Origin of the sequence: Chitinophaga sp. 30R24 (assembly GCF_049056765.1) — a bacterium.
Classification (GTDB): Bacteria; Bacteroidota; Bacteroidia; order Chitinophagales; family Chitinophagaceae; genus Chitinophaga.
This window is the reverse complement of sequence record NZ_JBJGXX010000005.1, coordinates 199,301-213,587: the sequence shown is the minus strand read 5'-3', so window position 1 is coordinate 213,587 and position 14,287 is coordinate 199,301. Positions and strand designations below refer to the sequence as shown.

The 14,287-nt window shown below is 43.4% G+C and carries 11 protein-coding genes; 5 read left to right on the top strand and 6 right to left on the bottom strand.

From position 1 onward, the window contains the following. The first annotated feature begins 106 nt into the window (after window positions 1-106). Window positions 107-700, top strand: coding sequence for a porin family protein (locus ACDQ55_RS14120; protein WP_420982049.1), 594 nt, complete (start codon window positions 107-109; stop codon window positions 698-700). 73 nt (window positions 701-773) lie between these two features. Here ACDQ55_RS14120 and ACDQ55_RS14115 read toward each other — a convergent pair whose 3' ends face one another. After that, window positions 774-1,346, bottom strand: a complete 573-nt coding sequence (locus tag ACDQ55_RS14115) for an NADPH-dependent FMN reductase (protein ID WP_420982048.1) — start codon at window positions 1,344-1,346, stop codon at window positions 774-776. Between the two features lie 149 nt (window positions 1,347-1,495). Here ACDQ55_RS14115 and ACDQ55_RS14110 point away from each other — a divergent pair, with 149 nt between their 5' ends. Continuing rightward, a complete protein-coding gene (locus tag ACDQ55_RS14110) occupies window positions 1,496-1,855 on the top strand; it encodes a winged helix-turn-helix transcriptional regulator (RefSeq protein WP_420982047.1) in 360 nt (119 codons plus the stop codon). Window positions 1,856-2,093: 238 nt separating this feature from the next. Next, window positions 2,094-3,899, top strand: coding sequence for a serine hydrolase (locus ACDQ55_RS14105; protein WP_420982046.1), 1,806 nt, complete (start codon window positions 2,094-2,096; stop codon window positions 3,897-3,899). Window positions 3,900-4,122: 223 nt separating this feature from the next. On the opposite strand, the gene ACDQ55_RS14100 is transcribed toward ACDQ55_RS14105, so the two are convergent. Then, on the bottom strand, window positions 4,123-5,169 hold the full coding sequence (locus tag ACDQ55_RS14100) for an endonuclease/exonuclease/phosphatase (RefSeq protein WP_420982045.1): 1,047 nt from the start codon (window positions 5,167-5,169) through the stop codon (window positions 4,123-4,125). Between the two features lie 296 nt (window positions 5,170-5,465). Between ACDQ55_RS14100 and ACDQ55_RS14095 the strand changes: the two genes are divergently transcribed. After that, a complete protein-coding gene (locus ACDQ55_RS14095; RefSeq protein WP_420982044.1) occupies window positions 5,466-8,006 on the top strand; it encodes a TonB-dependent receptor in 2,541 nt (846 codons plus the stop codon). A gap of 59 nt (window positions 8,007-8,065) precedes the next feature. Next, on the top strand, window positions 8,066-10,150 hold the full coding sequence (locus ACDQ55_RS14090) for a DUF5689 domain-containing protein (protein ID WP_420982043.1): 2,085 nt from the start codon (window positions 8,066-8,068) through the stop codon (window positions 10,148-10,150). A 350-nt stretch (window positions 10,151-10,500) separates the two neighbouring features. On the opposite strand, the gene ACDQ55_RS14085 is transcribed toward ACDQ55_RS14090, so the two are convergent. The 4 genes from ACDQ55_RS14085 to ACDQ55_RS14070 all read right to left on the bottom strand — a co-directional run bounded on the left by ACDQ55_RS14085 (window position 10,501) and on the right by ACDQ55_RS14070 (window position 14,280). Continuing rightward, on the bottom strand, window positions 10,501-11,466 hold the full coding sequence (locus tag ACDQ55_RS14085; RefSeq protein WP_420982042.1) for a DNA/RNA non-specific endonuclease: 966 nt from the start codon (window positions 11,464-11,466) through the stop codon (window positions 10,501-10,503). A 305-nt stretch (window positions 11,467-11,771) separates the two neighbouring features. Then, entirely contained in the window at window positions 11,772-12,548 is a 777-nt protein-coding gene (gene xth, locus ACDQ55_RS14080; protein WP_420982041.1) for an exodeoxyribonuclease III, read from the bottom strand. A 53-nt stretch (window positions 12,549-12,601) separates the two neighbouring features. After that, window positions 12,602-13,585 (bottom strand): 3-keto-disaccharide hydrolase, encoded by a 984-nt coding sequence (locus tag ACDQ55_RS14075; protein ID WP_420982040.1) that lies wholly within the window; start codon window positions 13,583-13,585, stop codon window positions 12,602-12,604. Between the two features lie 74 nt (window positions 13,586-13,659). Next, window positions 13,660-14,280, bottom strand: a complete 621-nt coding sequence (locus ACDQ55_RS14070) for a phosphatase PAP2 family protein (protein ID WP_420982039.1) — start codon at window positions 14,278-14,280, stop codon at window positions 13,660-13,662. Window positions 14,281-14,287 lie beyond the last annotated feature (7 nt).

Here is a 14,287-nt window from a genome sequence, read left to right as displayed (position 1 = left end):
GAAAATTGCGTGCATGATAGTGAAAAACGGCAGGATTATCTATTAGTGGTTGGGGGCTTGCAATTCACATTCCACGAATTCGTTTCTTTATAGCAAAATAACGACTATGAAAAAACGATTTCTATTGGCGGCATCAATGGTGCTCTTGTTTTCGATGGTGAAGGCACAGGGGCTTCATTATGGTGTTAAAGCAGATCTCAACCTGTTTCAATTGGATGGACAAGGCATACAAAGCCACTATAATTTCGGGGGGAGATTAGGGGTATATGCTAATTATGATTTTAACAAACAATGGGGTATTCAGCCAGAGTTATTGTATGCTCAGGAAAATACCAGACGGGATAATGATTTTAGCGAGCGTTATATCCATAACAGCAATCCTACGGCCAGTAAAAATGTGAAGTTAAGTTACCTTACCTTGCCCCTCCTGCTGCGTTATAACATTAACAGGAAATTTACTATCAATGCAGGTCCGCAATATAGTTTTCTTGTTTATGAAAATGATGACCTGCTTACGTATAACAAAAATGCTTTCAAACGCAGCGATTTTGGCGTAGCTGCGGGTGCAACTATGACTTTCGACATATTACACATATATGCTAGGTACGTACTGGGATTAACCAATGTAAATGATATCGATGACCGCTATCCATGGAAAACAAGGCAGGCCCAGATTGGTATTGATATCGATATTAAATAAGTGAACGTAAGCATCCCTTACCTGATTTAGGCGGGAAGCAGGAATAATTTCCCACTTCCTGCTTAAAGTATGTTTACTTATCTTCTTTGATGGCTTTCAAACCCTTTGTCCAACGAATCAGTTGGTTGAGCATCAGTGTGGTAGAAGTATGTACCAGCTCGTTAGGCGTAAATACTCCTTCTTCCGAAATAAACTGGTTGAGGGAAGGGATAGGTACTATTTCTCCCAATGCAATGGTTTTTAAAGACAGTAAATCTGTTTTAAGGGTATGTAAAGCCCTTACACCTGCAAATGGACCAATGGAATAACTCACCAGTCCGGCTGGTTTATAACCCCATTCATGCACCAGGTATTCTAACGCATTTTTCAGGGAAGCGGGATAACTATAGTCGTACTCTGAGGTAACGAAAATAAAGGCATCTGCTTCCTCAATTTTTGCACTCCAGGCTTTAGTATGATCATGTTCATATTGTTTCATAATAGGATGTACCGGCTCATTCATTAAAGGCAGGTTAATTTCTCCCAGGTCGAGTACTTCGGCTTCAAAAATACCCTGTTTGTTGACTTGTTCCAGTATCCACTGAGCTACCATTGGACCTTTTCTACCCGGACGTACAGTAGCGGAAATAATTTTAAGTTTGTACATAATCTGTTTGATTGTTAAGGATTTAGTTGGCATATTGATCAGCTCAACAGTTACGCTTTTTTTGTGCAATCAAAATTAGCTACATTTACAAACAATTGATTAGTAGTATACCAAAGGTTAGTAGTAACCTTTTTATTAGCAGTAATATTATGGAGCAGCGTAAATGGCTCAATAGTGCAGAGCAATGTAAGGCCAATCTGGCCGCTGTGGGCGATGCGTTGTATGCTATTGGAGGAAAATGGAAACTGATGATCATCGTTGCGTTGATGGATCATCCCAAGCGGTTTAATGAACTGCAGCGTACCGTTACAGGTATTTCTGCCAGGGTTTTGTCTAACGAGCTAAAAGATCTGGAGTTAAATGGTTTTGTAAGCAGAACAGTGAATAATCAATATCCGGTAGTAGTAGAGTATAGTCTCACCGAATACAGCCTTTCGTTGGAAGATGTGTTAAAGGCCTTGGGCGTTTGGGGTAAAATGCATCGGGAACGGATCAGGAAAATGAAATAAGCCCGTAAATATATATAAGACGTTTATTGCGGCGTAAGCAGCAAGACAGCTATGCCTTGTGTACTGATTGTGATACCTGTTTATTTAATCAATAGAACTAAAAATCAGCTTGCTTTAACCGGATAATTGCTGTAAACTTACAATAAGAGTGCATATTGTTGTTTTTATCGATATGGTATCCCTAACCTGTTTGTTAAAAGACCTTATTGCCTCAATTTAGTTTCAGTAATAATCAAGTATGACAACATTGATCAACAAGTGGTTTAGCTGTTTGTGCTGCCTGATAATAATGGCAGGTGCTCAGGCACAGGTATCCGTAAAGGGCAATAAGCTGGGTAATATAGATACTACCTTAACGCGTATCTTGCAACAGGAGCATGGCGCCGGTTTTGCCGTTGCCGTAGTGGAAAAGGGGCAGGTGATATTCTCTAAGGGATATGGTTACCGCGATCTTGCCAATAAACTACCGGTAACGCCTAATACGCAGTTTGCCATTGGGTCTTGTACCAAGGCATTTACAGGTGCTTTGTTAGGTAACCTGCGTAAGCAGGGCAAAGTAGATTTTGATAAGCCAGCTACTACTTATGTGCCTGCCCTGGACTTTATAAACCCGGATCTGAATCATGAAATTACTTTGCGGGATATGATGTGTCACCGCACAGGTTTTGCCCGTTATGATTTTGCCTGGTATCTATTTACCACCGCATCCAGGGATACTTTACTCAAACGTATGCACTATATGGAACCCAGCGCCCCATTGCGTATGCGCTGGCAGTACAATAACTTTATGTTTATGGTACAGGGGATGGCTGCGGAACAGATAACCGGTCAGTCCTGGGAACAAAATATTGTTAGCCAGTTCTTTAAACCGTTGGGCATGGATCACTCTTCCCTGGATATTGCAGCGCTGGCGGCAGGTACTGAACCTTCATTAGGGTATATTCTTGATAAGAATAAGAATATTAAGTTACGGAAATACCATTATCTGGGAGCTATGGGGCCGGCGGGCGCTATTAACAGCAGCGTTACTGATATGTCTAAATGGCTGATCACCTGGATAAACGGGGGAACATACAATGGTAAAGAGATTATCCCATCCGATTATGTAAAGGAAGCTATTTCCTCGCAAATGGTGATCGATGCAGGGTTCCCGTCTGCAGCAAAGCCGGATATACAATTTGCCAATTACGGATTGGGCTGGATGATGTTTTCTTACCATGGCCATTACCGGGTAGAGCATGGCGGTAATATAGATGGCTTTTCTGCGCTTACTACTTTTTATCCTACAGACAGTATTGGCATTGTTGTACTGAGCAATCAGCATAATTCCCCTATTCCTACTAAAGTTATTAATGCCTTGTCTGATAAGCTGTTGGGTATAGTGAATAATGATAAGCCCAAAAAGGAGGCGCCCGGGAAAGATGAAGAGATCAAACGCATTAAAGATTCAGCTGTTGTGCATCCGATTACCCATCCGCTGGCAGATTTTGCAGGAGTGTTCACTAATGACCTTTTGGGCAGTTTTGAAGTAATGGTGCAAAGAGATTCTCTTTTCGCCCGTTTCCCTTATGATGTTTGGTACCTGGAGCACCAAAATTATGATATCTTTTCTCCCTATGAAGTGGAAGATACAGGAATCGATACCACTGAAAAGTCATCGGTGAAATTACAGTTTCTGATGAACAATATCGGTGATATCGATCATTTAAGTTTCTCTTACGATCCTGCTTCCCAGCCCACTATATTTAACCGGATGCTTAAAAGTATAGCCATACCCGTTGCCACATTGGAACAATACGTTGGCACGTACAAGATTGGTGAGATGACCCTCGCTGTGAAACTATCCGATGGTAAAATATTGCACCTGATTGTACCTGGTCAGCCTATATACACGCTAGAAGCACTCGATATGGATCAGTTCCATATTAAAGAACTGAAGGACTTCAAAATAAAATTTGTGCGGGATAACCAGCAACAGGTGGTAGCGCTGATCTCTACCCAGCCTAATGGCAACTTCAGGGCAGAAAGGGTAGTGAGTAAATAAACTATCGGCGTTGCTGAATAACTTGATGCCAAAGCCTTTGGCGCCAATATTGGGCGCTACAGTAAACTGGATGCCTATAAATATAATGCCCAGAGCGAGCAGAAAGGTAAGTCAGTAGCAGAAGACTGATCTGCGTTTTCATTTCTTTTTGATACAAAGAATCAGCCGGGGGAATTTTTATTCGTTCACCCAGGGTAATAAATAACCTGGGTGAACGAATAAATTATAATGCCTTGATAAAGGTAATAAAGGTAGGGAAGTGGTCGCTAAAGCCACCTGCATAGTTATCGAAATCGTAGGTACGTTTCGGATAGCCTTTATACTTACCGGACGATTGTATCATATCATCCCTTTTGAAGATATTGGCCTTGTAAAAATGAAACTGGTCATCTTTCTTTTCCAGCAGGTGTTGGGAGACCATAATCTGATCAAATAAAGCCCAGGCGTCTTGGTAGGCGAGTGTACCAATACCTTTATTATAATAAGCTACCCAGGGATTATAGAGCTCCTGAGCTTTCAGCTTCTCTGGATTACCACCAGCTTTCAGCACTTTGGTAATGCTTTCATTGGTAGGATTATCGTTAAGGTCGCCCATTACCACAACGTTGGCATCTGGTTCTTGTTGGTAGATAGAGTCGATCATTTTGCGGCATACCGTAGCAGCGGCGGCACGGTTAGGAGCAGAGGCGGCTTCTCCACCCAAACGGGAAGGCCAGTGGTTTACGAAAATATGCATGATTTGTCCGTCTAGGCTACCTTTTACCCACAATACGTCGCGGGTTTTATGGCGATACCCATCCGGATCTGGCGGCAGGTCTACGTGTAAAGGACGGCTGTCTATTACTGTAAAATGCGCCGGGTTATACAGGAGGCCCACATCTACTCCACGTACGTCGGGGGAGTTATAGTGAACGATCTGGTAATGCCGGTCTTTTAGTAATGGATTGTTGGTTAGTTCTTCAAGTACTCCCCTGGTTTCAATTTCGGACACTCCCAATACGGTAAGCCCTTCAGGGGAGATATTGGTACCCATGTCGTGGATAACGGAAGCCAGGTGATTGGCTTTTTCCAGGTATACTGCTCCGGTATACCTTTTCTTTCCGCTGGGGAGGAATTCATAGTCGTTAACCCCTTCCTGGTGGAGGGTATCGTAGAAGTTCTCCAGGTTATAGAATCCGATGTTTACTACCTTGTATTGTTTTGCCTGTGCATAGGTATGGGCATTACAAAAAGTGAGGAGCAGGCCTAATAATAGTTTTTTTATTTGCATGATCTTACTAACGCTGCTGATTAAACGCGCCGCTAACTTCGTAAAAATATATGGCTTGCGCAAGGGACTAAATAAAAATAGGAGACCGATTGTTGAGAATTAATATTATGATAATAGTATTTTTCAATTAGCCTTTTATATTTTTGTTGTGATTTAGAAGGTGTCAAGCCTGTAAACCAAGCGACCACTATTAATCCGCCACTTTTTAACGATTATCCTTATACGAATGACAACCAATTTACATTCACACAGCGATAATGCCCATATATAACAAGAGTTGTTCAAACTATTAATGCATGAATAGATCTGCTAGGTTTTTTTCAAAGAAACTATTTGCCGGGATCGGCCTTGTGCTTGTTGCCCCAGCTGCTTTTGCGCAAATAAAAAAAGACAGCGTAGTAACACAGGAGCTGAAAGATGACATCAAGAGTAACATCCCAGTAGTAGTTTTAGACGAGAATGACGCCGACAATAATGTTGGGTCATCCGGACAAAGTATTTCGTCCATTCTTTATGGAGGTCGCGATCCTTATTACTCAGGAGTATTTAACTTTAATGCAGCCAGGTTCAAGCTGAGAGGTTATGATGCTTCCTATTTTGATACTTATATCAACGGTGCGCCCGTAAAGAACCTCACTAATGGCTATACTGCCTGGAGTTTGTGGGGTGGTTTGAATGATGTAATGCGCAGCAGGGTGACCAGCAATGGTTTGAGACCTATAGATTTTGCCTACGGCGACATCGGCGGCGCCAACTACATTGATACCCGCGCTTCCAAACAGCGTAAAGAGCTAAGTGTAAGTTATGCGCAATCTAACCGTAATTATAACAACCGTGTGATGGCTAGCTGGTCTTCCGGCATGTTGTCTAATGGTTGGGCTTTCTCTGTTGCCGGATCTTTCCGCTATGCAGGAGAAGGATACGTAGACGGTACTTTTTATAATGGTGCTTCCTACTTTGCGTCTATCGACAAAAAAATTAATAAACACCACTTATTATCGTTTACCACCTTTGGTACGCCTACTGTAACCGGTGGGCAAACGGCTGCTACACAGGAAATGTATGATTTGGCCGGCACCAATTTCTATAACCCTTCCTGGGGCTATCAACAGGGTAAGAAACGTAGCGCTAACTATACTACCAGCTACCAGCCTTACTTTATCCTTAACCACGAGTGGACGATTAACGACAAGAGCAGTCTGATGTCTAGTGTATCCTATAACTTTGGAGAACGTGCCCGTACTGTGTTGGATTGGTATAATGCACCAGATCCGAGACCAGACTACTACCGCAATCTCCCCAGCTATGCTACGGATGATGCTACTAAACAACTGCTCACCAACCTCTATTCTAACGATGTAAACTATCGTCAGGTTAGATGGGACAATCTGTATGATGTAAACCGTCATAATATCGGCGCCATAAAAGGAATGCCAGGCTCGCTTTCCCGTTATATCCTGGAGGATAGGGTAACCAATACCCAGAAGGGTAACTTCAACACCGTTTATAACAATGCATTGAGGAACAACATCGACCTCACTGCCGGCGTTTCCTATAGCACACAACAGGATCATAACTTCGAAAGGGTAAATGATCTGCTGGGTGGTGATTACTTCATTAACCTGAACCAGTTTGCTGAAAGGGATTTCCCTGGTAACGGCCTGATCAACCAGAACGATTTGGATAATCCTAACCGCCTGCTCAAGAAAGACGATCATTTCGGTTACGACTATACGCTAACATTAAACGAAGCCCGTGCTTTCGCGCAAACCCAGTTTAAGTATAACCACGTAGACTTCTTCATCGCCGCTAATTATTCCTACACTTCTATGTGGAGAACCGGTAATGTAAGAAATGGCTTGTATCCTGATAACTCAAAAGGAAAATCAAACGTATATACTTTTAACAACTATGGTGTTAAAGGTGGTCTTACTTACAAACTGGATGGCCGTAACTACTTCTTTGCCAATGCTTCATATTCAACCAGGGCGCCTTTCGTAGAGAATGTATTTATTTCTCCACGTAACCGCAATACTGTTCAGAATGGTCTGCGTTCCGAAGAGGTAATGGATGTGGAAGCCGGTTATGTATTGAACTGGGAGAAACTGAAGTTCCGTCTCAATGGTTACTATACCAATTTCAAAAATGGTATGGATGTATTGAGCTATTACGATGACAGTTACCAGAACTTCGTTAACTATGCACTGTCTAATGTAGGTAAAGAGCATTACGGTATTGAAATTGGGTTGGAAGCGCCTATTTATAAAGGCCTGAGTCTTAAAGCTGCTGCCAACATAGGCCGTTATTACTATAACACCCGTCAGAACGCAGTAGTAACTGTAGATAACAGCTCTGCTATCCTTGCTAACGAAACAGTATACGCTAAGAACTACCGCGTTGGTCAAACTCCACAGGAAGCATATACCGTTGGTCTGAATTATCAGGGTAAGAAGTCTTGGTTTGCTAACCTGAACTTCAATTATTTTGATCAGATGTGGGTGGATATGAATCCTATCAGACGTACAGAACGTGCTACCGCAGGAGTGAAGCCAGGTTCTGATATCTGGAAAAGCATCCTCGCACAGGAACAACTGCCATCTCAATATACTGTAGACATCTATGGTGGTAAAACCTTCCAACTGAATACCGGTAGAATCAAATCTTCCCTGGTACTCACCGCAGGTATCAACAATCTGCTGGATAACAAGAAAATGATCACCGGTGGGTTTGAACAGTTGCGCTTCGATTACACCGATAAAAATGTCAACAAATTCCCTGCGAAGTACTACTATGCCTATGGCCTGAATTACTTTGTAAGTGTTGGTTTAAGATTATAATCCGTGCATTGCACACGTATTCAATAAACGTATATCACAAGCATTAAATAATAAATCCGATGAACAAATTGTGTAAGCAATTCGTAAGGTTTTCCGGGGGTGCATTATTGTTAGCCCTGTCTATCACCGCATGTAAAAAGACTTTTGATGAGCCTCCTTATAACAGTGGTGATCCTAATATTAAAGTAACTGCCAGTATTGCCGATTTACAGGCATTGTATAAAGGAAGTCCGGTAGTTATTACCGATAATATGGTGATCTCAGGTATAGTAATTGGAGATGATAAATCCGGTAACTTATACAAGCAGATTGTTATCCAAGATAGCACTGCCGGTATCAACATCCAATTAGACGCTTCCAGCTTGAGCGCAAAATTTCCTGTTGGCCGTAAAGTATTTGTAAAGGCTAAAGGCTTGACCATCGGCGCTTATGGTGGTTTGCTGGAACTGGGTTTGGGTAAAAACGACCAGAACGAGCCAGTACGTATTCCTCAGGCGGTAATTGATTCCTTCCTGGTAGGAGGTAGCGCTGGTAACACAGTAGTACCAATAGAACTTACTGTAGCACAGTTGAGTCAGAAATACCAGAATATGCTGGTAAAGCTGAAAGCTATGCAGGTAGCGAATAGTGATCTGACTAAAACCTACGCAGATTCTACCAAAGCTATTGCGAACGTAAATATCAACCTGCAGAACTGCGACAATGGTAGCCTGGTATTACGCACCAGCAGCTATGCCAGCTTCGCAGGTGTAAAAGTAGCACAAGGTAAAGGTGATATCACTGGTATCTACACGATCTTCAATACCACCAACCAGTTCGTTATCCGCGATACATCCGATTTACGCGATATGACCGGTACCCGTTGCGATGGTGCAACAGGCGCTCCAATGACGATTGCAGCCCTGAGAGCTTTATATAAAGGTACTGATCTGGTAGTGCCACAAGGTACTACTATCACTGGTATAGTTGTTTCTAACAGCAGCAACGAAGCTGCTGGTAACTACAGAATTGCTCAGGCAGACAATAGCGCTGGTATTATCCTGTACGCTGCACAGGGATCTCCTGTTTACCCTGTTGGTACCGTAGTGAACATCAATGCTTCAGGTGGAAAACTGGCACCTTACAATGGTGATCTGGAACTGAGCGGACTGACTGTTGATAAAGTAGTAACCAATGGTACCGGTGCTGTTACACCAAGAATAGCTACTGTTCAAGATATCATTGCCCATAAAACAGCCTGGTCATCTACCCTGGTAACTATCAAAGATGCTAACATTACCTCAGGTGATAATAGTGGTTCTGGTATTAACTACACCATTACAGATGCTACTACCGGTAATATCGTAAGCTTTGTAAGAACTGTTGCAGGTATTACAGTGAATAAAGGCGCAGTTACTTCTGTTACAGGTTATGTATCCGTATATAAACCAGCAGCTGCTACTGATACTACTGTACAATTAGGTCTTCGTGCATCCGATGACGTGAAAGGTGGTGGTAGTGAAGCGCCTGTTGCCAGCAATATCGTACTTACCACCTCTCCTTATGTGATCAACTTCGATAACCTGGATAGTGGTTTACCAGCAGGCGTAACCGTTAAGGCAGCTGCTACGATTAGTGGCTTAGGTAGGGATACTACTTTTAAGTCAGCTAAGATTGCTTGGACTGAGACTAGTTTTGGGTATAAAAACTTTGCTTCTGCACAAGATGCAAGCCTTGATGCCAATAGCGATGCTGCTGCGCAATCTGCTTCTACGAACCGTGCATTAGGCTTACGTCAGACGGCCGGTGTAGATGCCAATGCTGGTTTTGTTTTTGAAATCGATAATACTACAGGTAAATCTAACCTGAAAATGACCTTCCAGTTACAGTCTCTTGATGCTAAAAGCCCAAGAATTACTACCTGGTTAGTGGATTATGCTACTGGCAGCAATCCAACTGCTTTTATAAATGCTAATGCTACCGGTACACTGACTACTGGTAATGCTGCCTTTACTAATAATACGATCACCGTTGATTTTGGCAGCGCGCTGAATAATATTAGCGGTAAAGTATACATTCGTATCGTTACGTACACTGCGGCTACTGGTCCTAGCGGTAACAGAGCATCTACTGCTATAGATGACGTGAAATTTACCTGGCAGTAATTACTGGCAGGGATATATATTGAAAAGAGGCTATCTCATATTGTTGAGATAGCCTCTTTTTATTCAGTACCAGATGTTATAGTAAGTCATTGATTTTTTTGATACTTCCTCCTTTTCATGTTGCGATGAGGTCATAAGTAGAGGAACTGGTTTAACTCCTGCTCAAAATGTTTTGCATGGGCTTTTATTGTCTGTAGAATGAACGACTGAAAACAGCGTTAGGGGGAGGGCCGGCCGGGTATTTCGGACGCAGTAAGATTTGCCTGTTTAATTACCACGGAAGAGCATATATTAAAAAGGTCCGGAACATATATGTTCCAGACCTTTTTAAATTGTGGTGAGGGTAAATATTATTGGAATAGTTTGCTTTTCAATTGCGCGCGAACGGTAGCCGGAACATTCTTGAACAGGTCCAGTTTCAGGCCTTGTGCCTGAATGCTGGCGTTTACCTTGGTTTCCAGGTCGTTTACTGTGCACAGGTAGTTCTTCCAGGCAGTTTTACCAGTGCCGGAAAGGCTGTATAAGCTATTGTCATTTGGCATATTTACCGCCAGTACAATAGTATTGGCATCCACGCGGGAAAGGTCGTTGTTGCCTTTAGGTAGTATTACTACTACTTTCCATACCTGCTGTGGTACCGTAACATTGCCATTATCCAGTATTTCAGCAAAGTTAGTTTGTCCGGAACCTCGTCCTCCTCTACCATAAGAGCCCATAATAATATAAGCCTCATTGCCAGTACTAACAAGGGTATTGCGTACATAATCTTCTAATCCTTCCCAGGGGCCTTGGTTTAAGGTAGCCGCCTGCGGAATCATATTGGTCATTAGGAACGTAGTATTATTGGCAGTAGCATCAGCGGTACGGTCGCCGGAAGGGCAATTGTGGCCTCTGTCGAAACCGGTTACAGCGCCGTTATAGCTTTTGTCGCTTACTTGATACCAGCCGGAAGGGAGGCTAGGATCTGGACGGAAGTTGTCGGAGCGGCCAGCACTGCCTACATCCTCAGATTGCAGGTGCCAACCTACCCAAACAGGAATACCACGGTTTTTACTATACGATTCTACAAAATACTTTTGGTCCATCAGATAGTTTTCGATGAACACCAGGTTCCTTTGTGCGTCTGTAGGGTTACCCAGCAACAGGTGAGTGTTGTCGGACAAAGAACTTCCATTATCTGAATTATCTATCGGTGGTGTTACACGGACAGTATCTGGTTGTTGTGGTGTGACAGGAGCAGCTTTGTGTATTCCATCCTTCGCACAGGCAGCGACAAAGAGGAGGGCAGCACATGCACTCCACAATCTAAAGTTCATGCTCATATGAGTATCATTGTGAATTAAACTGTAAAGGAAATATAATAATGTTAAGAAATTATTAAAAGGGGCTGGGGAAAAGAAATTTATTTGTAAAAAAATAAAGGAGGACAGTTTAAATAACTGCATGAGTGGGCAGCTATCTTAACGGGCAAGAGTATCCGTAGTTACCAGTTGTTACCTCTTCTGCCAAAAAATAGTACTAAATTGATTAGCATCTACATGCTGTTACCACTGTCTGGGGTGCTATATTTTGCAAGGTTCATCCACCTGCCATTTCTATATGTGTAGTACGGCGATAAATCTTAACGATCAGCCAACTCAATCCATACCGGTGCGTGGTCGCTGGTTTTTTCCCATCCGCGTACGTGGCGGTCAACGCCGGCGGCCTTGAGGCGTGGAGCAAGTTGGGGACTTAGCAGGAAATGATCGATGCGCAAGCCGGCATCGCGTTCATAAGCGTTCCTGAAATAATCCCAGAAGGTATAAATTTTTTCTTCCGGATATAGTTTTCTGATGGCGTCTGTCCACCCCTGGTTGGTGAGGTCTTTAAAGGCAGCCCGCACTTCCGGCCGGAATAAGGCGTCATCTACCCAGCGTTCTGGTTTGTATACGTCTATTTCGGTAGGCATCACGTTATAGTCGCCAGCAAGGACTACTGGCGTTGATTGGGCCATCAGTGTCTCAGCGTGAGCGGTCAGGCGTTTAAACCAATTGAGTTTGTAGTCGAATTTAGGTCCTGGGGCGGGGTTGCCATTTGGTAGGTATAAACAACCAATCAATATGCCATCGATCATAGCTTCTATATAACGGCTATGGCTATCTTCCGGGTTGCCGGGCAGTGCGCGCCTGAGCTCCTGGGGGAGCTGGCGCCGGGAGAGGATGGCTACGCCATTCCAACTCTTTTGTCCGTGCCAGATGGCCTGGTATCCGGCATCCTGTATCGCTTGTGCCGGAAATTTTTCCTGGGGTGCCTTTAATTCTTGCAGGCAAACAACATCCGGGGTGGTTTCTTCCAACCAACGGAGCAATACTGGCAGCCGTCCATTCACACCATTCACGTTATAAGTAGCTATTTTCATGCGATCGATTTTAGCAGTGATGCTCCCACTCTCTTCACAAAAGATATACAGGCCTATTTAGTATTTACCACTGGTATAATAACGATATTCCGGAATTCGATAGGGCCATGGTCGCCCTGGAAGTAAATGGGGCCTGGTTCGTCTTCGTTGCTGTCTATAGCGCCGCCGGTAATACCGGGTATTTCCTGGTTGTTGATCACCGTTCTGCCATTGACTACTACGGTTACCATTCTGCCCACTAATGTGATATCGTAGGTTTGCCATCTGTCTGGCCCTAATGCTGCAATTTCAGAGGGGGGTAAGAAGCCGTATATACCACTGAATAATACACTGGAAGGATGGGCTTCATTGGGGCTGTCTTCAATCTGTACCTCATAGCGTCCTCTCAGGTATACGCCGCTGTTACTATTTTTCTGGTATTTAAATTCTACATGTAATTTAAAGTCAGTAAAGGTTTGTTCAGAATATAAGTTAGCGCCGGAATGGGTGCTGGTTAACACTCCGTTCTTTACTTCCCATTGATTGTTACCTGTGGCTTTCCAGCCGGTCAGGTCTCTGCTGTTAAACAATTGGATAGGTTTACCCCATGTCGGTATTTCTGCTCTTTTCAAGTCAGGTGCTTTAACGCCTTTCCAATGATAGGTTTGGCCTTCACTGGTGGTAATGGTGCCTTGTATACCACTTTCGCTTAAAGCGCCTTCAATAACAAAATCCCGGTCTCCGCTCTCCCATTGTGGAGGGATCGTAAAGTTGAAATTTCCATTATTAAAATTTACTTTGGCTACGGGGCGAGCACTACCGGAAGTTCCTACAAAATATCCCACCAGTGTACGTGTGCCTGATAGCTTCACTTCCAGCCAGGAAGGCAGTGATTTCCCGTTTTCGTCGATGGTGAGGTCCCATCGTCCTATCAGATTTTTGGCATCCGCTAACTTTTGGGTAGTGGAGGATAAGCAGCTGCTTGATGTGGTGGTGGCATCAACAGTTCCTATTGTGATAAAACAACTTAGGCCTAATACGAAGAACTTTTTACGCATGTAAAGTGGTTTTTTCATATCCATTTGTTCTCTTACAAGATAATATTTATTTAACAGAGATACAATTCCTGTTTTTAATGCCTTAGGAACCCTGTTGCCAATGCGGTACCTGTACCCAGGATAGCGCCGGCGGCAACGTCTGTTGGATAGTGAACGCCCAGGTACATACGGGAGTAGCCAACCGAAGCAGCCCATAAAAAGGAAGGCGCAATAATATACCACTTAGGATAAGCCCGGGATAAGGAAGTGGCAGTGCTGAAAGCAGAAGAAGTATGACCGGACGGGAAAGAATAGGAACCGGGTTTATATACCGGTACCAAATGTACATTGGTAATGAAAGGACGTGGCCGTTTTACCAGTTTTTTGACCAGTAGGTTGATTAATTCTGTACCCACTGCGCTAGTGGCCATATAGAGTGAGTTATACTTCATGTTTGCATCATTTTTAATTAATCCTGTGATCAGCAGTGCCGCGGGTGCGCCCACATTAACATAGTTATTGGCGTCGGATATTGTTCTCCATAAGACTGTTTGGCCGTTTGTTCTTCCTGCTGCAAGATGTTCCAGTATGTTGTCGTCGAATTGCTGTAACCGTGTTTGCGCTTGTAACCTGCTGGAAAACGTTGTGAGCAAAAAGAGGGGAATAGCCATATGCAGTAACGCTTGTCTGCCAGATAATGTTTTATGATAGCCCATACATTCG